Annotated in this window: 26 protein-coding genes; 17 read left to right on the top strand and 9 right to left on the bottom strand. The window is 48.9% G+C overall.

Annotation, left to right across the window (positions count from 1 at the left end; genetic code table 11):
* From sdhA to AC0L4K_RS11480, 9 genes are all read left to right on the top strand, one after another.
* On the top strand, window positions 1–1776 hold the full coding sequence (gene sdhA / locus AC0L4K_RS11520; RefSeq protein WP_417222186.1) for a succinate dehydrogenase flavoprotein subunit: 1776 nt from the start codon (window positions 1–3) through the stop codon (window positions 1774–1776).
* 12 nt (window positions 1777–1788) lie between these two features.
* Complete coding sequence (locus tag AC0L4K_RS11515; RefSeq protein WP_417222187.1) at window positions 1789–2493, top strand: succinate dehydrogenase iron-sulfur subunit; 705 nt, start codon at window positions 1789–1791, stop codon at window positions 2491–2493.
* Window positions 2494–2786: 293 nt separating this feature from the next.
* A complete protein-coding gene (locus tag AC0L4K_RS11510) occupies window positions 2787–5618 on the top strand; it encodes a 2-oxoglutarate dehydrogenase E1 component (RefSeq protein WP_417222189.1) in 2832 nt (943 codons plus the stop codon).
* Window positions 5619–5666: 48 nt separating this feature from the next.
* The gene (gene odhB, locus AC0L4K_RS11505; protein ID WP_473266226.1) at window positions 5667–6875 is read left to right on the top strand and encodes a 2-oxoglutarate dehydrogenase complex dihydrolipoyllysine-residue succinyltransferase; all 1209 of its coding nucleotides are present in this window, start codon (window positions 5667–5669) and stop codon (window positions 6873–6875) included.
* A gap of 40 nt (window positions 6876–6915) precedes the next feature.
* Window positions 6916–8349, top strand: coding sequence for a dihydrolipoyl dehydrogenase (gene lpdA, locus AC0L4K_RS11500; RefSeq protein WP_417222193.1), 1434 nt, complete (start codon window positions 6916–6918; stop codon window positions 8347–8349).
* A 162-nt stretch (window positions 8350–8511) separates the two neighbouring features.
* Window positions 8512–9678, top strand: coding sequence for an ADP-forming succinate--CoA ligase subunit beta (gene sucC / locus AC0L4K_RS11495; RefSeq protein WP_417222195.1), 1167 nt, complete (start codon window positions 8512–8514; stop codon window positions 9676–9678).
* A 2-nt stretch (window positions 9679–9680) separates the two neighbouring features.
* The gene (sucD, locus tag AC0L4K_RS11490; RefSeq protein WP_126158038.1) at window positions 9681–10556 is read left to right on the top strand and encodes a succinate--CoA ligase subunit alpha; all 876 of its coding nucleotides are present in this window, start codon (window positions 9681–9683) and stop codon (window positions 10554–10556) included.
* 153 nt (window positions 10557–10709) lie between these two features.
* Window positions 10710–10988, top strand: coding sequence for an HlyU family transcriptional regulator (locus AC0L4K_RS11485; RefSeq protein ID WP_473266221.1), 279 nt, complete (start codon window positions 10710–10712; stop codon window positions 10986–10988).
* A gap of 5 nt (window positions 10989–10993) precedes the next feature.
* Window positions 10994–11491, top strand: coding sequence for an MOSC domain-containing protein (locus AC0L4K_RS11480; RefSeq protein WP_473266218.1), 498 nt, complete (start codon window positions 10994–10996; stop codon window positions 11489–11491).
* 70 nt (window positions 11492–11561) lie between these two features.
* On the opposite strand, the gene nhaA is transcribed toward AC0L4K_RS11480, so the two are convergent.
* The 4 genes from nhaA to AC0L4K_RS11460 all read right to left on the bottom strand — a co-directional run bounded on the left by nhaA (window position 11562) and on the right by AC0L4K_RS11460 (window position 16437).
* Entirely contained in the window at window positions 11562–12929 is a 1368-nt protein-coding gene (gene nhaA, locus AC0L4K_RS11475; protein ID WP_417222202.1) for a Na+/H+ antiporter NhaA, read from the bottom strand.
* Between the two features lie 117 nt (window positions 12930–13046).
* Window positions 13047–13439, bottom strand: a complete 393-nt coding sequence (locus tag AC0L4K_RS11470; RefSeq protein ID WP_417222204.1) for a hypothetical protein — start codon at window positions 13437–13439, stop codon at window positions 13047–13049.
* Between the two features lie 498 nt (window positions 13440–13937).
* Entirely contained in the window at window positions 13938–15683 is a 1746-nt protein-coding gene (locus tag AC0L4K_RS11465; protein ID WP_417222207.1) for a DEAD/DEAH box helicase, read from the bottom strand.
* A gap of 106 nt (window positions 15684–15789) precedes the next feature.
* A complete protein-coding gene (locus tag AC0L4K_RS11460) occupies window positions 15790–16437 on the bottom strand; it encodes a DUF3047 domain-containing protein (RefSeq protein WP_473266215.1) in 648 nt (215 codons plus the stop codon).
* Window positions 16438–16773: 336 nt separating this feature from the next.
* Here AC0L4K_RS11460 and AC0L4K_RS11455 point away from each other — a divergent pair, with 336 nt between their 5' ends.
* Complete coding sequence (locus AC0L4K_RS11455; protein ID WP_473266214.1) at window positions 16774–17079, top strand: MGMT family protein; 306 nt, start codon at window positions 16774–16776, stop codon at window positions 17077–17079.
* A 117-nt stretch (window positions 17080–17196) separates the two neighbouring features.
* On the opposite strand, the gene AC0L4K_RS11450 is transcribed toward AC0L4K_RS11455, so the two are convergent.
* Genes AC0L4K_RS11450 through purM form a run of 5 tightly spaced genes read right to left on the bottom strand, consistent with a single transcriptional unit; the run spans window position 17197 to window position 20277 of the window.
* Window positions 17197–17592 (bottom strand): immunity 22 family protein, encoded by a 396-nt coding sequence (locus AC0L4K_RS11450; protein ID WP_417222212.1) that lies wholly within the window; start codon window positions 17590–17592, stop codon window positions 17197–17199.
* Window positions 17589–17855 carry a YfcL family protein gene (locus AC0L4K_RS11445; protein ID WP_417222213.1) on the bottom strand — a complete coding sequence of 89 codons (267 nt, stop codon included), beginning with the start codon at window positions 17853–17855 and terminating at the stop codon, window positions 17589–17591. Before AC0L4K_RS11445 ends, AC0L4K_RS11450 begins: the two co-directional genes overlap by 4 nt.
* On the bottom strand, window positions 17855–18559 hold the full coding sequence (locus tag AC0L4K_RS11440) for a DUF3108 domain-containing protein (protein WP_473266211.1): 705 nt from the start codon (window positions 18557–18559) through the stop codon (window positions 17855–17857). The genes AC0L4K_RS11445 and AC0L4K_RS11440 overlap by 1 nt, the downstream gene beginning before the upstream one ends.
* Before the next feature lie 3 nt (window positions 18560–18562).
* Window positions 18563–19216: a phosphoribosylglycinamide formyltransferase gene (gene purN / locus AC0L4K_RS11435; RefSeq protein ID WP_417222217.1), complete on the bottom strand. Its 654-nt coding sequence runs from the start codon at window positions 19214–19216 to the stop codon at window positions 18563–18565.
* Between the two features lie 2 nt (window positions 19217–19218).
* On the bottom strand, window positions 19219–20277 hold the full coding sequence (purM, locus tag AC0L4K_RS11430; RefSeq protein ID WP_417222218.1) for a phosphoribosylformylglycinamidine cyclo-ligase: 1059 nt from the start codon (window positions 20275–20277) through the stop codon (window positions 19219–19221).
* A gap of 173 nt (window positions 20278–20450) precedes the next feature.
* On the opposite strand from purM, the gene AC0L4K_RS11425 reads away from it, so the two are divergent.
* The 7 genes from AC0L4K_RS11425 to tcdA all read left to right on the top strand — a co-directional run bounded on the left by AC0L4K_RS11425 (window position 20451) and on the right by tcdA (window position 25579).
* On the top strand, window positions 20451–21527 hold the full coding sequence (locus AC0L4K_RS11425; protein WP_473266209.1) for a DUF2066 domain-containing protein: 1077 nt from the start codon (window positions 20451–20453) through the stop codon (window positions 21525–21527).
* A gap of 64 nt (window positions 21528–21591) precedes the next feature.
* Window positions 21592–22644: an AI-2E family transporter gene (locus AC0L4K_RS11420; protein WP_417222222.1), complete on the top strand. Its 1053-nt coding sequence runs from the start codon at window positions 21592–21594 to the stop codon at window positions 22642–22644.
* A gap of 191 nt (window positions 22645–22835) precedes the next feature.
* Window positions 22836–23540, top strand: coding sequence for a DnaA regulatory inactivator Hda (hda, locus tag AC0L4K_RS11415; RefSeq protein WP_473266206.1), 705 nt, complete (start codon window positions 22836–22838; stop codon window positions 23538–23540).
* A gap of 17 nt (window positions 23541–23557) precedes the next feature.
* Window positions 23558–23794, top strand: coding sequence for an RNA-binding protein (locus AC0L4K_RS11410; protein ID WP_473266203.1), 237 nt, complete (start codon window positions 23558–23560; stop codon window positions 23792–23794).
* A gap of 16 nt (window positions 23795–23810) precedes the next feature.
* Window positions 23811–24503, top strand: a complete 693-nt coding sequence (locus AC0L4K_RS11405) for a TIGR01621 family pseudouridine synthase (RefSeq protein ID WP_473266201.1) — start codon at window positions 23811–23813, stop codon at window positions 24501–24503.
* Between the two features lie 45 nt (window positions 24504–24548).
* Window positions 24549–24764, top strand: coding sequence for a hypothetical protein (locus AC0L4K_RS11400; protein WP_417222230.1), 216 nt, complete (start codon window positions 24549–24551; stop codon window positions 24762–24764).
* Window positions 24765–24778: 14 nt separating this feature from the next.
* Window positions 24779–25579, top strand: a complete 801-nt coding sequence (tcdA, locus tag AC0L4K_RS11395; protein WP_473266199.1) for a tRNA cyclic N6-threonylcarbamoyladenosine(37) synthase TcdA — start codon at window positions 24779–24781, stop codon at window positions 25577–25579.
* Window positions 25580–25616: the final 37 nt, after the last annotated feature.

Below are 25616 nucleotides of genomic sequence, written 5' to 3'. Positions count from 1 at the left end.
ATGAGCAGCAAGTTACGTACGCTGACTTTTGACGGTATTGTCATCGGTGGTGGTGGCGCAGGAATGCGTGCCGCACTGCAATTGGCCCAGGGTGGCCTCAATACCGCGTGTATTACTAAAGTATTTCCAACCCGTTCGCACACCGTATCAGCACAGGGTGGTATTACCTGTGCGATTGCGAGTGTTGATCCGAACGATGATTGGCGCTGGCACATGTACGATACCGTTAAAGGTTCCGATTATATCGGTGACCAAGACGCTATCGAATACATGTGTTCTGTTGGCCCTCAAGCGGTATTTGAGCTAGACCATATGGGTCTGCCGTTCTCCCGTACTGAAGAAGGCCGTATCTACCAACGTCCGTTTGGTGGTCAGTCTAAAAACTTCGGTGAGGGCGGTCAGGCTGCTCGTACCTGTGCTGCCGCTGACCGTACGGGTCACGCACTGTTGCACACGCTGTATCAGGCGAATATTAAAGCCGGTACGACCTTCATGAATGAATGGTATGCGGTTGATCTGGTCAAAAATAAAGACGGTGCAGTTGTTGGTGTTATCGCTATCTGTATTGAAACCGGTGAAACGGTTTACGTTAAAGCGAAAGCTACGGTGCTGGCTACTGGCGGCGCTGGACGTATCTTCCAGTCTACTACCAATGCTCTGATCAATACCGGTGACGGTATGGGTATGTCTTTGCGTGCGGGTGTGCCTGCGCAGGATATGGAGATGTGGCAGTTCCACCCAACCGGTATTGCGGGTGCGGGTGTACTGGTGACTGAAGGTTGTCGTGGTGAAGGTGGTTACCTGGTCAATAAAGACGGTGAGCGCTTCATGGAACGTTATGCGCCAAACGCCAAAGACCTTGCAGGTCGTGACGTTGTTGCACGTTCAATGGTACTTGAGATCCTAGCGGGTCGTGGTTGCGGTGAAAACGGCGATCATGTATTCCTGAAACTCGATCACCTCGGCGAAGAAGTCTTGCAGTCTCGTCTACCAGGTATTTGTGAGTTGTCTAAGACATTCGCTCATGCTGATCCCGTTAAAGAGCCTGTGCCGGTTGTACCGACCTGTCACTACCAGATGGGTGGCGTTGCCACTAACGTTGGTGGCCAAGCGATTGGTCGCGATACGGACGGCAATGATTATATCATTGATGGTCTGTTTGCTTGTGGTGAAGTGGCTTGTGTATCAGTACACGGTGCTAACCGCTTAGGTGGTAACTCACTGCTTGACTTGGTTGTCTTTGGTCGTGCTGCGGGTATACAAATCGAGAAGCAGATGGCTGAAGGCTACGCTGTTGATGATGCAACTGAAGCTGACATTGAACAAGCGATGGCACGTCTGAATCGTCTGAACAATTCTACCGGTGGTGAGCGTGTTTCTGAGGTTCGTGCTGATCTTCAGAAAACCATGCAGTTGTATTTCGGTGTATTCCGTGAAGGCGAAAGCATGGAGAAAGGCCTTGAGATGCTGAAGGAGATTCGTACACGTGTCTCTAATCTGCACCTTGAAGATAAGTCTAAGTCTTTCAACACTGCACGCATCGAAGCCCTTGAGTTGGAAAACCTGATGGAAGTTGCTGAGGCAACGGCTATCGCAGCACTGACACGGACGGAAAGTCGCGGCGCTCACGCCCGTAATGATTACACTGAACGTGATGATGTTAACTGGTTGTGCCACTCAATGTTTGATCCGAAGACCAAAGAGATCACTAAGCGTGATGTAAACTTTGCTCCGAAGACCATGGATGCATTCCCACCAAAAGTTCGAACTTACTAAGGGGTTGTTACGATGCTGGTAAGTGTATATCGCTATAATCCTGAGATCGATGATGCGCCTTACATGCAGGATATCCATATTGATATCCCGGGTGGCAAGGACATCATGGTATTGGATCTGCTGCAACTACTGAAAGACAAGGATCCGACGTTAGGATATCGTCGTTCATGTCGTGAAGGTGTATGTGGCTCAGATGGTATGAACATGAACGGCCTGAATGGTCTGGCATGTATCACACCATTATCTGAAGTTGTTGAAAGTGACAAGCTTGTATTGCGTCCGTTGCCGGGTCTGCCGGTTATTCGTGACCTAGTTGTCGATATGACTCAGTTCTATACGCAGTACGAAAAGATCAAGCCGTTCTTGATCAACGATACGCCGCCACCGGCGATCGAACGTCTGCAGTCACCAGAAGAGCGCGCTGAGCTGGATGGTTTGTACGAGTGTATTCTCTGTGCATGCTGTTCTACTGCCTGCCCATCTTTCTGGTGGAACCCTGATAAGTTTGTTGGACCGTCTGGTCTGCTGCAGGCTTATCGCTTCTTGGCTGACAGTCGTGATACCGCTACTTCGGAGCGACTGGCTGAGTTGGATGATCCTTTCAGTGTATTCCGCTGCCACGGGATCATGAACTGTGTCGCGGTTTGTCCTAAAGGGCTTAACCCGACTAAGGCAATCGGTAAGATCCGCAACATGTTGCTTTCACAAGCGACCTGATTGCAAAAATAAGGCGGCTCCTGTTGGAGCCGCTTTTTTTAAGTAATTTTTGGATACTAGTCAAAAGACTTATATCCGTTTGTATGGAAAGTTTTTAGAATTCCCTCTGCATTGATATATGAACCAAGCGTTAAAAAGCGTAGAATCACGTCCCGTATGCTCTGTACCTCTAACAGGGCATAGACGTGAGAAATAATAACGGTAACTAAACAGGGGACGGCCCAAAAGGCCAGTTGGACAGGACGTGGTGCATCCTGTACTTCCAAAGTACCCCTGAGCCAGGGTGATCAAGAATGCAAGAAGGCATAATGGAGCTGATGTGGAAGAATGCCCATCTATACGGTGGCAACCTGTCTTACATTGAGCAGCTATATGAATCCTATCTGATGGACCCCAACGCGATTCCTCAGGAATGGCGTGAAGAATTTGACCGACTACCCAAAGTCGGCGACAACCTGACCCAGGATGTTCCACATTCTACGGTTCGGGATCATTTCCTCTATTTGGCTAAGAATCAGCGCCATGCTGCGCCTGTGGGCGGTAACAGCAGTAGCTCTGAACATGAGAAAAAGCAGATCCGTGTATTGCGGATGATTAATGCTTATCGTGTCCGTGGTCATCAGGCAGCCGATATCGATCCGCTGAACCTGAGTCAGCGTGAACCGGTGCCGGATCTCGATCCGCGTTTTCATGAATTATCTGCAGCCGATTTCGATACTACATTCCAAACAGGTTCCCTGTTCTTTGGTAGTGAAGAGGCCACGCTTAAAGAGATTCTCGACGATCTAAACAAAACCTACTGCACAACAGTGGGCGCTGAATATATGCATATTGTCGATACTCAAGAAAAACGCTGGATTCAATCTCGACTGGAACCCGTTCGCTCTCATCCCGTTGTCGATGCCGACAAGAAGATGATGGTGCTTGAACGTCTGACAGCGGCAGAAGGTCTGGAAAAATATCTGGGTTCCCGCTTTGCTGGTGCTAAACGTTTTGGTCTTGAGGGCGGTGAAACACTGATTGTTTCATTGAATACCTTGATCCAGCGTGCTGGTAAGCAAGGTGCTCGTGAGGTGGTTATCGGTATGGCTCACCGGGGGCGTTTGAACACCCTAGTGAATATCTTCGGTAAAAACCCGACCGAACTGTTTGGTGAGTTTGAAGGTAAGAAAACGCTGGAAACTTCGGGTGATGTGAAATACCACCAGGGCTTTTCATCCAACGTAATGACCGGTGGTGGTGAAGTTCACCTCGCGATGGCGTTTAACCCATCCCACCTTGAGATTTCGTCACCCGTTGTTGAAGGCTCCGTACGTGCTCGTCAAGATCGTCGTGAAGATTCGGTTGGTACGACGGTTGTGCCGGTCAATATTCACGGTGACCAAGCATTTGCGGGTCAGGGTGTGGTGATGGAGACATTCCAGATGTCCCAGACCCGTGCTTACAAGACCGGTGGTACGATTCATATTGTGGTGAATAACCAAGTTGGTTTTACCACTAACAAGCAGGAAGACTCCCGCTCGACTGAATACTGTACTGATATCGCTAAGATGGTTCAGGCGCCTATTTTCCATGTGAATGGTGATGACCCTGAAGCGGTGCGCTTTGTTACTCAGTTGGCGGTTGATTACCGTACTGAATTTAAGAAAGATGTGGTCATTGACCTGGTTTGTTATCGTCGTCGTGGTCATAACGAAGCGGATGAGCCTTCAGGCACGCAGCCATTGATGTACAAACAGATCAAAGTGCAGAAGTCGACCCGTGAGCTCTATGCGCAGCAGTTGATCTCTGAGGGGCTTCTTACTGCTGAGCAAAGTAAGCAGCTAGAGCTGGATTACCGTAAGGATCTGGAAGAGGGTAAGCATGTCACCCATTCCTTGGTATTGCAGCCTAACCAAGAGTTGTTTGTTGACTGGACGCCTTACTTAGGGCACCAGTGGTCATTTGATTGCGATACCCGTGTCGATAACAAGTTGCTGCAAGAGCTAGGCACTAAAATCTGTGAAGTGCCGGAAGGCTTCCAGGTTCAGCGTCAGGTTCAGAAAATCTACGACGACCGTAAGCGTATGGCGGTCGGTGCTATGCAATTGAACTGGGGTATGGCTGAATCGTTGGCTTATGCCACTATTCTGGCGGAAGGTTTCCCGGTTCGCTTGACCGGTCAGGACGTCGGCCGCGGTACATTCTCGCATCGTCACGCTGTGCTGCATGATCAGCGCAATGGTGAAGTCTATGAGCCACTGAAAAACATCGATGCGGATCAGCCTGTGCTAACCCTGCATGACTCCTTCTTGTCAGAAGAAGCGGTGTTAGCATTTGAATATGGTTATTCAACCACGATGCCGAACGCGCTCGTGATCTGGGAAGCTCAGTTTGGTGATTTCGCCAACGGCGCTCAGGTTGTTATCGACCAGTTTATTACCAGTGGTGAGCATAAATGGGCTCGACTGTGTGGTTTGACCATGCTGTTGCCACATGGCTTTGAAGGACAGGGACCAGAGCACTCCTCCGCACGTCTAGAGCGCTACCTACAATTGTGTGCTGAACACAATATTCAGGTGTGTGTACCGACTACGCCGGCGCAGATGTTCCACCTGTTACGTCGTCAGATTGTTCGCCCACTGCGTAAGCCGTTAGTCGTCATGACACCGAAGAGCTTGTTGCGTCATAAGCAGGCGGTTTCTTCGCTGGATGAATTGTCCGATGGTGCTTTCTATCCCGTTATCGCTGAAACCGATACGCTGGAGCCGAAGAAGGTTAAACGCCTTGTGCTGTGTAGCGGTAAGGTTTATTACGATCTGTATAACCGTCGTGCTGAATTAGAGAAGGATGACGTTGCGATTATTCGTATTGAGCAACTGTATCCGTTCCCTGAAGATCAAATGTTTGATGCGATCAAAGATTACACTAACCTTGAATCTGTTGTTTGGTGTCAAGAAGAGCCAATGAACCAAGGTGCTTGGTATTGTTCGCAGCATCATATGCGCCATGCACTGGCTCGTCACAATGACAAGATTCATATGGAAGGTGTGGGTCGTCCACATGCCGCAGCTCCTGCCGTAGGTTACATTTCTGTACACCTTGAACAGCAGGAAAAACTGGTTAATGAAGCAATCAATGGCTAACAGGCCAGACAAAAAAGCCTGTTATGTAGCACTGAGAAAGGAAAAGACATGTCAATCGAAATCAAAACGCCGACCTTCCCTGAATCCGTAGCCGACGGTACTGTAGCGACCTGGCACAAACAGCCAGGTGAAGCTTGTGCTACCGATGAGCTGATCGTTGATATTGAAACTGATAAAGTTGTTTTGGAAGTTGTAGCGCCGTCTGATGGTGTGATCAAAGAGATCATCAAAGGTGAAGGCGATACTGTACTGAGTGAAGAAGTACTGGCTATTTTTGAAGCGGGTGCTGCGGCGTCTGCTGCACCGGCGGCCGCTGAAGCGCCTGCAGCATCTACGGATGCTTCTGCTTCAACGGATGCTGAAAAAGTCGGTCCAGCAGCACGAAAGCTGATTGAAGAAAATGGTTTGGATGCAAACCAGATCTCAGGTACTGGCAAGAATGGCGGTATCACTAAGGAAGATGTGGTTAACTTCCTGAAAACTAAACCTGCTGCAGCACCTGCCGCGCCGGTTAAGGTTGATAATGCAGCAGCACTGAATATCGTTAGCGGTGAGCGAGTCGAGAAGCGTGTACCAATGACGCGTCTGCGTGCCACTATCGCTAAGCGTTTGGTTGAAGCACAGCAAAGCGCTGCCATGCTGACAACCTATAACGAAGTCAATATGAAGCCGATCATGGAACTGCGTAAGCAGTACAAAGATCTGTTCGAGAAGACCCATAACGGTACTCGTTTAGGCTTTATGTCTTTCTTCGTTAAAGCCGCGACTGAAGCGTTGAAGCGTTTCCCAGCGGTGAATGCCTCTATCGATGGTAACGACATGGTTTATCATGGTTATCAAGATATTGGTGTTGCTGTATCCACTGAACGTGGCCTGATGGTGCCTGTTCTGCGTGACACGGATGCAATGACATTGGCTGATGTTGAATCTACGATTGCCGATTTCGGTAAACGTGGCCGTGACGGTAAGCTGGGTCTGGATGATATGCAAGGCGGTACATTCACAATCACCAACGGTGGTGTGTTTGGTTCGTTGATGTCCACACCTATTCTGAATCCGCCACAAACCGCTATCATGGGTATGCACAAAATCCAGGACCGCCCTATGGCTGTGAATGGACAGGTTGAAATTCTGCCTATGATGTATCTAGCGTTGTCCTACGACCATCGTATGATTGATGGTAAGGAAGCGGTACAATTCCTCGTGACTATTAAAGACCTTCTGGAAGATCCTGCACGTATGCTGCTGGAAGTTTAATTCAGTCCATTAATAGAACGAATCGATAGGTAGGAAAGAGATGTCTGATAAATTTGACGTAATTGTAATTGGTGCAGGCCCTGGCGGTTATGTAGCCGCTATTCGCGCAGCACAGTTGGGTCTGAAAACTGCGTGTGTAGAAAAATGGGTTGATGGCAAAGGGGCTCCTGTATTGGGAGGTACTTGTCTAAACGTGGGTTGTATCCCTTCTAAAGCATTGCTTGAGTCAACACATCAGTTCCATAAGACACAGCACGCTGACGTACATGGCATCCAGACGGGTGATATCTCCATGGATGTTAAAAAAATGGTTGCCCGCAAGAATAAAATCGTTAGCAACCTGACCATGGGTGTTGCCGGTCTATTTAAGGCCAATGGTGTTACCGTTATCCAAGGTATGGGTAAATTGCTGGCGAATAAGCAGGTTCAAGTGACTGCTGCTGATGGCACGGCAACTGTTTATGCTGCTGACAATGTGATTCTCGCTTCAGGTTCTGTGCCGGTAGAAATTCCGCCAGCTCCGCTGACTGAAGGTCTGATTCTGGATAACGAAGGCGCATTGAATATCGATGAAACACCGAAGCGTTTGGGTGTTATCGGTGCCGGTGTTATCGGGCTTGAAATGGGTTCTGTCTGGGCGCGTTTGGGTACTGAAGTCACCGTGTTGGAAGCGATGGATGAGTTCTTGGGGATGGCCGATAAGGACGTTGCTAAAGAAGCGGCTAAAGTCTTTAAGAAGCAGAACCTTGATATCAAACTGGGTGCACGTTGCACCGGTACAGAGATCAATGGTCAAGAAGTCACCCTGAAGTATACCGATGCTGAAGGCGATAAAGAGCTGGTTGTCGATAAGTTGATCGTTGCTGTTGGTCGTCGTCCATTGACTAAAGGTCTGTTGGCGGATGATTCTGGCGTTAAACTGGATGAGCGCGGCTTTATCTTTGTTGATGGTCAGTGTCGTACTGAAGCGCCGGGCGTGTATGCGGTTGGTGACTCTGTACGTGGCCCTATGTTGGCTCACAAGGCATCTGAAGAAGGCATCATGGTGGCTGATATTATCGCCGGACATCATGCACAGATGAATTACGATGTTATTCCTAGCATTATCTACACTCATCCTGAATTGGCCTGGGTTGGTAAGACTGAGCAAGAGCTTAAAGCGGCTGGCGTTGCCATTAAAGTGGGTAAATTCCCATTCGCTGCTTCGGGTCGTGCGATGGCTGCCGATGATACAGACGGTTTCGTTAAAATGATTGCCGATGAAGCAACCGATCGTATTTTGGGTGTTCATATGGTGGGTGGTATGGCTTCTGAGTTGATTGCTCAGGCGGCGATTGCGATGGAATTTGGTTCAACTGCAGAAGACTTGCAGTTAACTGTATTTGCGCACCCAACTGTATCGGAAGTAATCCATGAAGCAGCTTTGGCTGTTGATGGTCATGCTATCCATATGGCTAATCGTAAAAAGCGTTAATCGCTGTACAATAAGATTTTAAATTTCGGCCGGGTATTTCCCGGCCGATTATTGTAGAAGGTGGATCTGTTATCACCGGACGCAATTGGGCTGCGAAAAGGTACACTCTCCTATCTTTTCGCAGGTTCCTAGATAAGTGTGAAATAGACGACGGATTAGAGCATGAATCTTCATGAGTACCAAGGTAAACAGCTGTTTGCCGAATATGGTCTGCCGGTTTCAAAAGGAATCGCGGTAGATACTCCAGAAGCTGCTGCGGCGGCTGCTGAGAAAATTGGCGGTGATAAGTGGGTAGTTAAAACGCAGGTTCACGCAGGTGGCCGCGGTAAGGCTGGCGGCGTAAAGCTGATCAACTCTCCTGCTGAAGCAAAGGAATTTGCTGCCAACTGGCTGGGTAAAAACCTGGTAACTTACCAAACTGACGCTAATGGTCAGCCTGTTTCCAAAATTCTGGTTGAAGACTGCACTGATATTGCTAATGAGCTGTATCTGGGTGCGGTTGTTGATCGTTCATCTCGTCGTATCGTCTTCATGGCCTCTACTGAAGGTGGTGTTGAGATCGAGAAGGTTGCGGAAGAAACACCAGAGAAAATTCTTAAAGCGACAATTGATCCTGTCACCGGTGCACAGCCATATCAGGCGCGTGAACTGGCATTCAAACTGGGTCTTGAAGGCGTTCAGATTAAGCAGTTTACTCAGATTTTCCTGGGTCTGGCTAAGATGTTCAAAGAGAAAGATCTGGCTCTGCTTGAAATTAACCCGCTGGTTATTACTACCGAAGGCAACCTGCACTGCTTGGATGCTAAAGTAGCGATTGATGGTAACTCTGTTTACCGTCATAAAGATCTGCAAGCGATGCAAGATCCTTCACAAGAAGACGAGCGTGAAGCACGCGCGGCTCAGTGGGAACTTAACTATGTAGCGCTGGATGGTACCATCGGTTGTATGGTTAACGGTGCTGGCTTGGCAATGGGTACGATGGATATCGTTTCTTTGTTCGGCGGATTTCCGGCTAACTTCCTGGACGTTGGTGGCGGCGCAACTAAAGAGCGTGTTACCGAAGCTTTCAAGATTATTCTTGAAGATTCTAAGGTTAAAGCCGTTCTGGTTAACATCTTTGGCGGTATCGTACGTTGCGATCTGATTGCTGAAGGTATTATCGGTGCAGTGAAGGAAGTAGGCGTAAAAGTACCAGTAGTTGTACGTCTGGAAGGTAACAATGCAGAGCTTGGTTCTAAGCTGTTGTCTGAGTCTGGTCTGGCTATCATTGCCGCGACTAGCCTGACAGATGCCGCTGAGCAAGCCGTTAAAGCAGCGGAGGGTAAATAACAATGTCCGTTCTGATTAATAAAGACACCAAAGTAATCTGTCAAGGTTTCACTGGTGGTCAGGGTACCTTCCACTCTGAACAAGCGATTGCTTACGGTACTAAAATGGTCGGTGGTGTTACACCGGGTAAAGGCGGTACTGAGCATTTAGGTCTGCCTGTATTTAATACGGTTGCCGAAGCGGTTGAAGTAACGGGTGCTGAAGCATCTGTTATCTATGTACCTGCTGCTTTCTGTAAGGATTCTATCCTTGAAGCGGCTAACAGTGGTATCAAGCTGATCGTTTGTATCACTGAGCACATCCCAGTTCTTGATATGCTGGAATGTAAAGTGGTATGTGACAATCTAGGTGTTCGTCTGATCGGACCAAACTGCCCGGGTGTTATCACGCCGGGAGAGTGTAAGATTGGTATCATGCCAGGCCACATTCATCTGCCAGGTAAGGTCGGAATCGTTTCACGTTCCGGTACCCTGACTTATGAAGCGGTTAAGCAGACGACAGATGCTGGCTTCGGTCAGTCTACCTGTGTCGGTATTGGTGGTGACCCAATTCCAGGTTCTAACTTCATCGATATTCTGGAACTGTTCCAGAACGATCCACAGACTGAAGCGATTGTTATGATCGGTGAGATCGGTGGTTCTGCTGAAGAAGAAGCGGCAGCTTACATCAAAGCTAACGTAACTAAGCCTGTTGTCTCTTACATTGCTGGTGTTACTGCACCTGCTGGTAAGCGTATGGGTCATGCTGGCGCGATCATCTCTGGTGGTAAAGGTACAGCAGACGAGAAGTTTGCTGCTCTGGAAGCTGCTGGTGTAAAAACTGTTCGTTCCCTTGCTCAGATCGCTGACGGTCTGCGTGAAGTAACTGGCTGGAAATAAACGCACTGCGTTGTTCGAGTCGTTATGAGTGCTTAGCTACTTGTTAACGACTCGATGTTAGAAAAACCGCCTATCGGCGGTTTTTTTGTGCCTGTTGATTGCGTTTGATTCTTATCTACAGGTATTCTGGTTTGATCTATTAAAGGAGTTGTTATGAGTCTGTTTTCTACTATCAAATCGGTTTTTGGTGCGGCGGATAAAAAGCCGGAAGTGCCGCAAGAGTTGCCATCAGAAGAGTATCAAGGCTTCACGATTACGCCGGCGCCCGTGCATGAAGATGGCGGCTATCGTGTCAACGGGGTAATCACTAAGGGTGAGCAGAGCCACCGGTTTATTCGGGCTGACATGCTGCCCTCCAGTGAAAGTTGTGCAACTGAGACGATACGTAAAGCTAAGCAGATGATTGATCAGCAGGGTGAGGGGATCTTTTAGTCGCTATGACGCAAAAAAAACTGTTTGCTCGCTATGGCAAAGACCTTAAGCCTGGTCGGCTCGAGTGGATCGGCTTACGGCCCGGGCGTAAGCAGGCAATGTTAGTGGTTGATCAGGCGCAAGCGCTTGCGGGTTTAGGTCTTGAAGGCGATCATCGGTGTGCTAAAACACCGGGTTCTGCACGGCAGGTCACACTGATCTCCAGTGAGTTCATCGGTTTGATTGAAACTTATACGGGCATCGCGCAGATAGATCCAAGTTTGCTGCGACGTAATTTAGTGGTTAGTGGTATCAATCTTAATGCCTTGCGGCATCAAACCTTTAGTATTGGTGGTGCGATCTTCGAAGCAACGGCATTATGTTATCCCTGTGTGCGGATGAATCAAGCGCTAGGGCAGGGCGGTGCAGCCTCGATGCTAGGCTATGGCGGGCTGTGTGCGCGGATTCTTGAGTCGGGGCTTGTGCGCCTCGGTGATCAGTTGAAGCCTTTAGAAGCTAGTTGAGTGAGTAATTGATGGCCTTTACGGAAGGGGTGGAGAAAAGAGAGCCTTAGACTCTCTTTTCTCTGGAGGGTTATGCTTCGTTTTTGCTGGTTTTAAAGTACAGCCAAGCAAAGCCGATGAGGCCTGAGATTAAAGAGGCAAACAGAATGCCGGTTTTAGCCATCAGTAGGTCTGATGGGTATTGGGCAAAGCCTAATTCAGCGATGAAAATCGACATGGTGAAACCGATGCCGCCCATGAAGGCTACCCCGATGATATGATCGAAATTCAGGCCTTTCGGCAGTGAGCTAACTTTCAGTTTGACAGCCAGCCATGTAAATCCAGCGATACCAATTAACTTACCAAAAATCAGACCTGCACCTATACCCAGCGTGACCTGGTGTGAAAGTACTTCGGCATATTCAGACCAGTTAATAGGCACGCCGGCATTGGCAAGAGCGAAGATTGGAATGATCAGATAAGCCGATGGTAGGTGCAGTTTATGTTCGAGTACTTGAGCCGGTGCTTGAACTTTATAAACCCCTTCTCCAAGTGCCCGCACACGGGACCTTAATGCATCGTTTAATATAATATTCTCGTTTTGACCGAATACGCTTTTAATATGATCGGCGCTGTCGCGGACTAGAGCCAGAAAGCGCTTGGGGTCATATTTAGGTTTCATCGGAATAGTGAAGGCGAGTAAAACCCCTGCTAGGGTGGCATGTACGCCACTTTTTAGCATCGCGATCCAGAGAATAACGCCAATCAGGGAATAGGGTAGGATACGTCGTACACCACCAAGGTTGAGGCAGATGAGGACGAAGACCATTGCCCCTGCGGTCAATAGGGCAGGGATATTGATCGTTTCGGTATAAAATACCGCAATAACGACCACTGCGCCTAAGTCATCGACAATTGCTAGTGCCACCAGAAACATCAGTAGATTCTGTGGTACCCGGTTGCCTAGCAGCGCCAACGCGCCAAGGGCAAATGCGATGTCGGTGGCCATAGGGATACCCCAACCGTTCAGGGTATGGCCTTCTGGGTTGATAGCTGCATAAATCAGCGCGGGCATCAGCATGCCGCCCACAGCGGCAATAATGGGTAATGATGCTTGCTTTATATTCGCCAGTTCGCCGACCAGCAGCTCGCGTTTCAATTCGAGGCCGACGACCAAGAAGAAAAGCGCCATTAGGCCGTCATTAATCCAATGGTGTAGCGTTTTGGATAATTGGAAGCCTTCGAAACCGATAACGAAGTGTGTTTGCAGTATGTGGTGATAGCCTTCATTTAGCTGGGTGTTAGCGACAACCAGTGCGACCACTGCAAACAGCATCAGTAAGATACCACTGGTGGTCTGGCGATGGATAAACTCCTCTAAAGGGGTCAGAACAGTCGCGAAAGCTTTTTCCCAGGGTGCGGTATACACTTTACCTACAGCCTTACTTTTACGTCTCATTGGTGACTCCTAAACTCTGTAATCGGCTAATTAATCTAAACTGTGTCGCTATCATAAATATTAGTCGCATCTGTTTTCTACGGTGTTCTCTGTCGTGTGTGGGTTGGATTAAGGGGTTTACTCTCGGCAAGGGTAGAGTGATTTGATGGTGTTATAAACGATGACATCCCGTTGAGTATTTTCGGGGTATGTGGTGCTTTTTAGTTTTTCGGTGACTTTATGGATCACTGTTTTGTCATCTATTCCCTCGGGTAGGCAGAAGCCTGCTAGATAGGTCGCTTGTGCATTAGGATGTTTTTTACCGAGTCGAGTGCGGTAGGCTCGCTGTAAAAAATCGCTTTCATTGCCTGTGTTGATGTTCTGAATAATAGCGCCATCGGTCAAGTTAGCACCAGCCAAAAAACCGGCAATATATTCAGAACTGATATCCATATGGGCGTGTTCGTGGGCCATCGCGGGCGGCACAGAAAGAAAGGTCATTGCGAAAACTAAAGTAATGGCTTTTTTCATGGTGGGTTTCCTTTGATGTCAATTATCTGCTCAGGTGTGCGTTCAAGGTCAAGGCTGACAATGTCAACGTTGATCCTGTACGGCATTGGGGTGCAGATCAGCGAGAGGATTAATACGGCTGCCTTGGTTGTTCTGCTGTTTGATACTGATGGTTAATATCCTGTATTGAGACCGAATTGCTGGTGATAGGCCAGCTAGATTGTTTTTAATGAAAGCGGTTTAAGATGCATTCAATGCCTATGTTGGGCGCTTTAAAGACACCTTGCTGTGAGGCTTAATGATCGATCTTTAGTTAGAGGTTAGCAGAGGGTGATGCGCTGTTGCAACTGAATCCTTAGTTAGATTTTTGTTGCTTTTGGATTGCTTTCAAGTAGTTATGCTGCAGTGCCTTGTAGGGCTTATTAGCATTTCATTGGCGGTTAACATTGGCTAATGTGGACGCAAAAAAAGAGAGCCAATAGGCTCTCTTTTAATTAGTTTTTTAACGCATAGGAGTGCTTAGCCTTCGCGTTTTGGCCGTGGCTTGCGAGGTGCACTACGATCGTTAGGGCCGCGACCTTTGCCTTTAAACTCTCCGCGTGGTTTGCGAGGAGCAGGGCGAGCAATTTCACCTTCCATCAGACTGATATCGATCTTCTTGCGACAGATAAACACGCCTTTGAGTTGCTGCAATACTTCGGTCGGCATACCTTTAGGTAGCTGAACGGTGCTGTAATCATCAAATAGCCGGATATCCCCGATATGGCGGCTGTTAATGTCCGCTTCGTTAGCAATTGCGCCGACGATGTTTTTAACCTGTATGCCGTCGTTACGGCCGACTTCAAGGCGGTATACATCGAGATCCGCATAGTTAATGCGTTCGCGCTTGGCACCACGATCGCTATCACGGTCGTTGTCTCGTTCGCGGCGAGCACGTGGCTCAGGCTCAGGCGGTAGAATCAGTGGTTTCTCTTTCTGTGCCATAAACAGCAAGGCAGAGGCTAGATCCAATGTTTCCAGCTTGGTTTCAGAAGCCAGTTGATCGATCAGCTCGCGGTAGGTTCCCATGTCTTCATCATTGAAGATAGTGGTAATCTGTTCGCGGAAAGATTCAAGGCGTTTGCTCTGCACCATATCCCGTGAAGGAAGGTCCATCTGCTTGATTGGCTGACGTGTCGCTTGTTCGATCTGTTTCAGCAGGCGACGTTCGCGTGGTGCAACAAAGAGAATCGCCTTGCCGTCACGTCCAGCACGACCGGTACGACCGATACGGTGAACATAGGCTTCGGTGTCATAAGGGATATCATAGTTGATCACCATGCCGACACGCTCAACATCAAGACCCCGTGCGGCAACATCGGTTGCAACAACAATATCGAGTTTGGCGTCTTTCAGGCGCTGTACGGTGCGTTCACGTAGCTGCTGGTTCATGTCACCGTTAAGTGCTGCTGCAGAATAGCCACGAGCTTCAAGTTTTTCGGCAATTTCGGTGGTGGCTGTTTTCGTGCGGGCAAAAATAATGATACCGCCACAGTCTTCTGTTTCCAGAATACGAACCAGTGCATCAAGTTTGTTGACACCAGAAACGATCCAGCAGCGCTGATCGATGTTTTCCATGGTGGATGTTTTTGATGCAATTTTGATCTCTTGCGGATCGCGCATATAACGCTTAGTAATCCGACGGATCTGTTCCGGCATGGTGGCCGAAAATAGTGCAGTCTGACGTTCTGACGGCGTTTTAGCCATAATGGTTTCAACGTCATCGATAAAGCCCATGCGCAGCATTTCGTCGGCTTCGTCAAGCACCATTGCTTTGAGTTCGTCAAGCTTGAGTGTGCCGCGATCCAAGTGATCCATTACGCGACCAGGTGTACCCACGACAACATGTGGGCCACGACGCAGTTGTTTCAGCTGCAGGGCATAGCTCTGACCACCGTAGATCGGCAGTACATGGAAACCAGGAACGTGACGTGCATACGCTTGGAACGCTTCAGCCACCTGAACCGCGAGTTCGCGTGTTGGTGCTAGCACCAAAACCTGAGGTTTGTTGAGTTTCAGGTCAATACGGCTCAGTAAAGGTAAAGCGAAAGCAGCGGTTTTACCGGTACCTGTTTGTGCCATCCCCAGAACATCCTGCCCGTTCAGTAATAGCGGGATACAAGCGGCTTGAATTGGTGATGGTGTTTCATAGCCAAGCTCTGTGATGGATTTAAGAACGGAAGAGGGGAGATCAAGGTCGCTGAACGCGACTTGTGTGTCTGACATATTTGAAGGTACCGGAAGGAATGGAATTGTAAAACGCGGTATTATACGCCCATTATTAAATAAATGCCCGTTTTTTCTTGTTGCGATCACAGAGGGCGGATATTGTTCAGTTTAGTTCGATGTTGTCATACCAGCTGAGGAAGCTTGAGCCACCATTATCGCTGTCGGTCATGATGGCAATGGCCTCGATTTCGGTGTAAATGGTGTCAAAGGCTGTCTTGAGGTCGGCTTGTAAAGGGCGGTGGTGTTCGGTCCATTGCCCGGCCAGTTCTGTACCGCTATCAACTGCCCACATCAGCGCCTTGCTGGTGTACGGGTTATCCCAGCGGCTGTTGATCGGTTTGTTGTTAGACCAGACATAGACGAGGGTGCGTTTTTGCCAAAAAAACGGGCCGTCTGAAACTACGATGTAAACGCGTACCGGAAAGTCATCACCGGTTTTGCTGGTTTCGACCGCGTCAGGCCAGGTGTTGTTGATTTTCCAGCGCCAACTGAGTCGGGTGTCTGCGGTAATGGGTAAGGCCTGTTTATAAAAGAGGCCGGATGCTGATTGGTTAGAGCGGGCTTCCAATATCTCATTATCGCCTTCGGTTGTAAGGCTGTAGCGGGTTTCACCAACAAAGTTTTCGCTTTCCCATTGTGTTAGCCCTTGTTGATCAAAATCAGGAATGGCCGAGGCGAAGGCGCTTGCTGGACTCAGTGTTAGCAGTAGAAGCAAGTAGTGAGTTTGTATGAGTGCTTTTATACGGGGCATTATTTTCTTCATCATGGTGGCTTTGGGTTGCACTGCCGCTGAGCTTCAGACCAATGTATCAGAGTTTGGTGTCTAATTCTCGTGGTGGTTGTTCTCTGGGGCGTTGTTATCGATAGTATTGTTTATCGCTTGGTGTTGGTCTGTTGGAGTGCGCGCGAATGGGGGGGCTCTAAATGTAATTGTTGTCGCCGTTTTTTCGCTCAGAAGGCGCTTGAATGATTTCAAACTTTCTTTTTATGATGTTTTTATTTGGTTCGGTTGGTCGCAATGGGCGTTTTGTTTAGGCTCAGTGTTTAGGCGTCGAATATCTAATGTTTGGTTTGCTTGAGGAGTGGTATGGCGCAGAATCCGGCGTATGAGATGATATGGCATGCGGTGGCGGCGATTCCTGAGGGGAGGGTTGCTACCTATGGTCAGGTGGCCCAGATGGCGGGTATGCCCGGTGCGGCTAGAATGGTGGGGCGTTGTTTGAGTCAGTTGCCTAAGGATACTCAACTGCCTTGGTTTCGTGTGATTAATGCCAGTGGCCGAATATCTATGCCGGTTGGCAGTGAGGGGTATTTGAGGCAGGTGGAATTGTTGCAAGAGGAGGGGGTTGCGGTGCTGAATGGGCGAATCAGCCTGGCTAAGTTTCGCTTTTAAGCCGTTTCGTTTTGAATAGGCTTTGTGTGGAAATGGGCTTGGTTTGTAGGTGAGTTTTGTTTTGCGTGAAGGCGCTAGCGGCGAAGCAGGCCCTCACTTTGCTGGCAAAGGGTGCTGCTATTCTAAGTTGCCTGCGTCCATGTCGTATGGGAAGCAGCCAACAAAGTGCACGTATTCGTCTTCGAAGATATGAGTTTTCTTGGCGCGGTATTCAAAATCAAACAGCAGAATTATCCAGCTAACCTGTTTGTCACCCAGCTTTTCGATCTTTTTAATGATGGCATCACCATAGGAATATGACCAAGAGCATGGGGCGATAATCTCACGGATGGGAGCAATGCCTTTCTCACAGCCGTTAGTTTCCATGTTTTCAGGATCATATTCAGTAATTTCAAAGTTTTTAGCCCAACGATCTAGGCCCTGTTCATCTTCTTCAAAATAACTATCGGGAATGGTTGCGAAGTCGGTGGTCGAATACCAGACTGAGACTATACCCTCTTTGTCAAAATTCATGCATTTGTCTCGCTGAGCTGTTGCCAGAGGGCGCGAATATCATTGATATCTTGCTCGCTTAGCTGGTCAATTTTAAAGGCGTTTTCTAAGCTTTGTTCTAGTTTTTGTCTAAACTGTTGAGCGGTATCGCCTTGCTCCGCGCTGACCAAGCTTATGTGACCGAGAAGGTAGCTGCACAGAAACAGTTGATTGGGTTCGGCGCCGTTCTCCATCTCGATCAGCTGGTTATACATTGAGTCGGCCTGTTGTTCGTATGGGGTCATCAGGGTTCCATAAATTCCAGTTTGTCGATTAGCAAGCTGTACTCCTTGCCGCTTTTTTCGACCTGTTGCAGTTTTACAACCATATAGTCGAGTTCTGGGGCGCACCACAGGAAGGTTTCGCGTTTACTGTCAGCCCCGCGATCGCGTTGAATCTTAACGGCTTCAAAAGTGCCTATAGCAGTTTCGACTGTTTCCGTGCCGACAATAATAAAGGGATAGATTTTGATCTTGTTGCCATCGGCCACTTGATAAGACAGCTGCTGTTTTCCGGCGGCTAAGTCGAGGCGCAGCTGCATTTGATAGCTGATTTTATCCTGAGTGCCGGTGGGGATTGTCATTGTTTTAGGCTGCTTTTTGCTAGCCTTTAAGACGCTGCTGTTGTTCCAGTCAAACTGCAACACGGTGTCCTTGTTGTTGCCAATGACTTTGCGATGATATTCGTAATGCTGTGGTACGACGTTATCGTCTTCTAGGGTGAATTCGGAATATTCGTCGACTTTGGCAATTAATGCCTCGGCACTGAGAGAGGCTTTCCACTGGTTACCGTTGCGTGTTAGTTCGCCAATAGCGTCGCCTCCGAAGGCGATGCCTATATCCCATTGGGCTTTATAAACAGCCTTGTAGGGTTTGAATAGTTCGGCGGCCTGTACCGTGAGTGAGCAAGAAAGTAGTAAGGCCGGGATAAGTAGTTTACTGAATCGCATCAGTTACTCCTGAATGAATTGGTATCCTTCAGGTGGCAGATTAGTGCCATCGAGCTGAACAGCGCCTGAAACGGATAGCGTCAGACGGTCGGCACAGAACCACTCAACCGCTAGCGGATAAATTGTATGTTCCGTGCTGTGGACACGCTGCTGTAAGCTTTCGGCTGTATCGGTTGACTCAATACTCAGGGGTGCTTGGATGGCGAGCGGGCCACCATCGAGTTCTTCTGTAACAAAGTGAACTGTGCAACCATGCTGTGCATCACCGGCATCCAAAGCGCGTTGGTGAGTATGCAGGCCTTTATATTTAGGTAGCAGGGATGGATGGATGTTAAGCATGCGTCCCTGATAGTGCCGCACAAACGCGGGCGTGAGGATGCGCATAAAGCCCGCCAGCACAATGAGATCTGGCGTATATGCATCAATGGCATCGATCATCGCTTTATCGAAATTTTCGCGGCTGTCATAATCGTTATGATTGATCATGATTTGAGGAATGCCGGCTGTTTTAGCCCGCTCAAGGCCGAACGCTTCTGCTTTATTACTCAGTACCGCAGCGATGCGGCCATCAATCTGGCCGCTCGCGATAGCATCGATGATCGCTTGCAGGTTTGAGCCGCTGCCGGAGATCAGAACAACAATGCTTTTGTCTGCCATTCTTAGGCCTCCAGGCCCAGTAGATCGACCTGTTCTTCGCCCTCGGCGGCGGTTGCAATTTCGCCAACAATAAAGGGAGCTTCACCGGCATCTTTAAGGATTTGCAGGGCAGTATTTGCGGTTTCCGCGGGTACGCAGATCACCATGCCGATACCGCAGTTGAGGGTGCGGTACATTTCACGGGCATCAACGTTACCCAGCTTTTGAATCCAACGGAACACTTCCGGCATCTGCCAGCTATTAATATCAATAACGGCTTTAGCATTTTGTGGCAGTACGCGGGGAATGTTTTCCAGCAAGCCGCCACCAGTAATGTGGGATAGCGCATTAACCTGGCTGTTTTTGATTAATTGCAGCACTGGCTTAACGTAGATACGGGTTGGCTCAAGCAGCGCTTCAGTCAGTGGCTTACCATCGACGGTGCCGCTTAGGTCGGCGTCACGGACTTCGATGATCTTGCGGATCAGAGAATAACCGTTGGAGTGTGGGCCGGATGAAGGAAGGGCAATAATTTTATCGCCGACGCTGACTTTAGAGCCATCGATGATGTCATCTTTCTCAACAACACCAACACAGAAACCCGCGAGATCATAATCTTCGCCTTCATACATGCCGGGCATTTCCGCGGTTTCACCACCGACAAGTGCTGCGCCGGCGAGTTCACAGCCCGCACCAATACCGGTCACAACGTCGGCGGCGATATCGATATTTAGTTTGCCCGTCGCATAATAGTCGAGAAAGAACAGGGGTTCGGCACCCGCAACAATAAGGTCGTTAACACACATGGCGACTAGGTCGATGCCGATGGTATCGTGCTTTTTCAGGTCCATTGCTAGACGCAACTTAGTACCTACACCGTCGGTACCGGATACCAGTACAGGCTTTTTATAGCCTTCTGGGATTTCGCATAGAGCGCCAAAGCCACCTAGGCCACCCATAACTTCGGGACGGGCGGTGCGTTTTGCAACGCCTTTAATGCGATCTACCAGTGCGTTTCCGGCATCGATATCGACACCAGCGTCTTTGTAGCTGATAGGAGTGTTATGGTCAGTTGCAGACATAGTTTGTATGAACCTGTTCGGGCTGATTACTGATTGAAAAAATTTGACGCGTATTCTATCAGGTTGATGGTGAGGGGGCTATTGTGTGTTAAAGTTTATGCCGCTTAAAAAGACACTTTTTTCAGACTGTCTGAATTGATTATCAAACAGTCAAATGGGGCTAATGAACAATCATGATACGTAAGCTTTGTAATGGTCTGCTGCTAGTGATGCTGCTAGGCCTGTGTACCTTAACCCAGGCGGGTATGGTGAAGGGTTTATATAGCGCTGAAATGCTGGTGCCGGAACAATTGGCTCAACCTTCCGATGAGCAGCTACAGCAGGGGTTGAAAGCCGTCCTTATTAAAGTGTCTGGGCGAAGTAATGTGATGAATAAACCCGCGGTGGTGAGTGCCTTGCAGCAGCCCTCGGCGTGGTTAAATCAATTTAGTTATCAGGCAACACAGACGCCTATCTCGGCGGGCGATGGGCGCGAGGTGCTAGGTCAGCGTTTATTATTGGAGTTCGATCAGGTGCTGGTTGAGCGGTTGTTGCAGCAGGCCAATCTCAACCCGGTTGGGTCTGCCCGCCCAGTTGTCTTGGTTTGGTTGGCCGAACAGCGTGGTGCAGCCCCGCGTGATTATGTGGCGCCTGAAAGTGAAATTTACACTCAGTTGACTCAGCAGGCTCAAGCGCGGGGAGTTCCCTTAGATATACCGCTATTCGATCTGAATGATCAGACGGCACTGGATGTGAGTGACTTATGGGGCTTTTTTCGCGAGCCTATTGAGCAAGCATCGCAACGTTACCAGCCCGATGCTATTTTGATTGGCCGGTTAACACAGAGTCACAGTGGTGGTTGGCAAACCGAATGGTTGTTATTGCAAGCAGGCAACGCCCGCTCAATTAAACCAGAGGGAGCATTGTCCGATCAATTACAAGAGGTTATCGATGATACTGCGGATACCGTGCTAGCGTCATTGGGTGCTGTCCGTTTTAATTACGTCGAAACCGGTTTGCAACTCGAAGTCACCAATGTCGCCGATACAGAAGATTACCTGCAGTTGTTGGATTATTTGCGTCAGTTGCCTCCGGTTGAGGCGTTGCGGATCAGCGGAGTCCAGGCTGATCGAGTACAGTTTCGAGTTGAGGTCCAAGGTGGTGTGTCATCGTTGGAACAGGCTATCCGCCTGAATCCCCGTATGTCGCCAACGCCAAGGCTAAATGCCGGCGGTGCTGAAACGGTTTATTCATACCGCTGGCAGGACTAACACATCATGCTGATAAAATCGGTGTCAACGCGTGTCCTACCCGTCAGTGGAAGAGGGAATGTTTATGAGTGATTCACAGCGGTGGTTTTTTCTTATCCTCGGGGTCGTGATGGCCTTGCTGCTGTATTTGCTGCAACCTATTTTATCCCCGTTTGTTGTAGCCGCTCTACTGGCCTATTTAACCGATCCATTAGCCGATAGGTTGGAAGCTCGCGGGTTGAGCCGTACCCTGTCGGTGGTCGTGGTATTTCTGGTGATGACTACGGTGTTGTTGTTATTGGTGATCTGGTTATTGCCTAAGCTGGGATATCAGTTGCAGGTGATGATTAAAATGGTGCCTCAGGTGTTTGCTATGATCCAAACGGTCTGGATACCTTGGTTGGAGACAAATACGGGTATCTCATTGGCTGGTTTTGATCTACAGAGTTTGCAGGCGTTGATGAGTGGTCATTGGCAGCAAACCGGGAGTCTGGTTAAAACCGTTTTTAGTAGTGTCGGCGAGTCGGGTTTGGCGGTGGCCGCTTGGGTGGCTAACTTAGTGCTGATTCCCGTAGTGATGTTCTATCTGTTACGTGACTGGGATGTCATGATGGGGAAAATTGGTTATCTCTTGCCGCGTAACCTAGAAAAAAAGGTCACCCTCTGGGCGAATGAATGTGATGAGGTGCTAGGTGCCTTTATTAAAGGTCAGTTGTTGGTGATGTTGGCGCTAGGCATTATCTACGCGCTAGGGCTTTGGACGGTCGGTTTGGATTTAGCTTTGCTGGTGGGGATGTTAGCCGGCGTGGCCAGTATTGTGCCTTATATGGGCTTTATCGTGGGGATTGTGGCTGCGGGTGTCGCCGCCATGTTGCAGTTCAATGATATTACTATGTTGGCTTGGGTGGGGGTGGTATTTGCTATCGGTCAAGCATTGGAAGGTATGGTCCTGACACCGCTGTTGGTGGGGGATCGTATTGGCTTGCATCCTGTTGCTGTTATCTTCGCCATTATGGCCGGTGGCCAGCTATTCGGTTTTGTAGGGATTTTGATTGCACTTCCCGTTGCGGCGGTTATTATGGTGCTCCTTCGCCACCTGCATCAGGGTTATAAAAGTAGTAAACTTTATGATTGTTGAGCGGTCGTAGGATTGAAGCAAGAGATTTAAGATTCAGTGCTCAATTGTGAATGAGCATCGTAATACCGGGCTAACCACGAAAACAGACGCTAAGCCTATGTTTTTGATGCGATATAGCTTGGAAGCCCAGAAACTTAAAATGTGAGTAAAGGCCCGGTGCCTAGCTGCTGGCCATATAAGTATTGATATAGATGAGTAGTCCTGAGCCGTTTCAGATACCCCTAGGGATCACCCTGAGGGATGATGCCCGATTTGAAAATTTCCTTTATCAGGGGAATGAACTGCTTTGCAGTACCCTCGATCAGGCTGCCCGCGGTGAAGGCGAGCAGTACTTATATATCTGGGGTAATAGCGATAGCGGTTGTTCGCACCTGTTGCAGGCGGTTTGTCATGCCTCGGATCCGGTGGGCCGTACGGCGGTATACCTGCCCTTAGATGAGCTGATGGATATGGGGCCGGGTATCCTTGAAGGGATGGAACATCTGGATCTAGTCTGCATCGATCATATTCAAATTATTGCGGGTAACAAAGCTTGGGAAGAAGGAGTGTTTCACTTTTTTAACCGTATTCGGGCTGAAAACAATCGTTTGTTGGTCGCGGGTGATCGCGCGCCACGTCAGTTAAATCTGAACCTGCCTGATCTGGCGTCCCGCTTGAGTTGGGGAATGGTGTTTCAGGTGCATAATCTTGATGATGATGGCAAAGTGCAGGCTCTGCAGTTACGTGCCCGTGGGCGTGGTTTTACCATCAGTGAAGAGGTTGCATGGTTTCTTATCCATCGAGCCAGTCGCAGCATGTCCGATCTGTTTAAATTGTTAGATAAGCTGGATTCGGCTTCGTTGAGCGCCAAACGTAAAGTGACGATTCCCTTTGTTAAGCAAGTTCTAGGTCTCTGACCTTACGCTGGATCACTATGAAAATTATTCTGGCAGGCTTTACGTCTGATGTGTCTGAAGCCGAGTTACAAGAAATGTTAGCGCATTACACCGAAGTGGACGCTTTAGAGCTGGTTCCCGGGGATCTGTCTGAGCAGACCGTCGCGGTACTCACCATTGAAGGCACTAACGCCGAAGCCCACTGGGTGACCCGTCGTCTGAACGGACTGTATTGGCACGGCCACTCTCTGCGGGCTTTTGTGTCGCTGTTTTGAGTTGGGAAAACCATTGATGTCTAACTTTTCTCTGATTGCTCAGACCCCCGATTATATCATTATCAATAAAGCCCCCGGTATTTCAGTACATCGAGATCAGGCCGAGGCAGGGCTGTTACAACAGATATCAACAGCGTTAAATTGTGGCCCACTCTATCTTGTGCATCGACTCGATAAAATGACTTCAGGATTGCTGATCTTGGCCCGTCATGGCGAAGCCGCTTCCTATCTATCCCGTCAGTTTCAGGCTAAAACAGTCGAAAAATATTATATTGCGCTCTCCGATCAGAAGCCCCGTAAAAAGCAGGGTTTGATTAAAGGCGATATGGAACGTGCCCGTCGAGGTAGCTGGAAGCTCACGACCACACAGAATAACCCCGCTATCACGCGGTTTTTCAGCTGTTCACCGCAGCCCGGGATGCGTTTGTTTTTGTTGCGTCCTTTAACCGGTAAGACGCATCAGCTGCGAGTGGCACTGAAAAGTATTGGTGCGGCGATTCTGGGTGATCAGCGTTATCACAGTGTGTCCGACTCACCGGTAGATCGTGGTTATTTACATGCCTGGAGTATTGCTTTCGATTGGCAGGGGCAGCGTTGTGAATATCGCTGTGATCCGACTGTGGGGGAGCTTTTTCTTCAACCGTCGGTAAAACAGCAGTTAGAAACATGGGTGCCGCCAGGCAACCTCGCATGGCCAAGATCATCATAAGTTGTCAGAATGACGCGAAACCAGACCGTTAGTAAGGGTACTCCTATGCAAGAAGAACGAATCGAGCGGGATTTCAGTGCCCGCAGTGAGGAAGAGCAGCAAGCATTTTTGCAACAAACTTGGTGTGATAGCTGCCAGGCGGTTAATTTGGGAATGATTAATCCGCGGGAATATCTGCTCAAGGGTATTGTGTTTATCGAGGGTGATTGTTGCCATTGTGGTGATGCTGTTATAACGGAGCTGACGGAAGATGACTTTTAGGGTGCATTTTATTTATGTCTGATACCTTTCAACAGCGATTTGGTGGTACCCAGCGACTCTACGGTGTAGCCGGGGTCGAGCTGTTTCAGCAGGCCAGTATCTGTGTCATTGGTATCGGTGGTGTGGGCTCGTGGGCGGCAGAGGCATTAGCCCGCTCAGCCATTGGCCATATCACATTGATTGATCTCGACGATATCTGTATTACCAATACCAATCGTCAGATCCATACATTGAACACCACTATCGGTGAGCCTAAAACCGAGGCAATGGCGGAGCGAATTCGGCTGATTAATCCAGATTGTCAGGTTGAGGTGGTCGATGATTTTATCACCTTAGATAATATTTCAACCTTAATCGGTAAACAGTTCGATTACGTAATTGACTGTATTGACAGTGTTAAAGAGAAAGCGGCACTGATTGCTCACTGTAAACGTAGTAAAATTCCGGTGATTACCGTGGGTGGTGCGGGCGGACAAACGGACCCTACCCAGATCAATATTGCCGATCTGAGTAAAACCCATCATGATCCTCTGGCGGCGAAAACCCGCTCCTTATTGCGTCGTTATTATAACTTCAGTAAAAGCGGTCGGCGGTTTGCGGTTGATTGTGTCTATTCTACTGAGCAACTGGTCTACCCGCAGCCCGACGGCAGTGTCTGTCAGATGAAAACAGTGGCTGATGGCAATACGCGGTTAGATTGCAGTGGTGGTTTTGGTGCCTCAACTTGTGTCACCGCGACCTTTGGTTTTGTGGCGGTCTCCCGAGTACTGCAGAAAATGCTTGAGCGGGCTGCGCGTGAACAAAAGGTGCTATAATTCATTTAATTGACGATAGCAGATGGCATGCGCTGTC

It is taken from the genome of Amphritea sp. GJ51-11, assembly GCF_055808735.1.
This window is presented reverse-complemented; position numbering and strand designations above follow the sequence as displayed.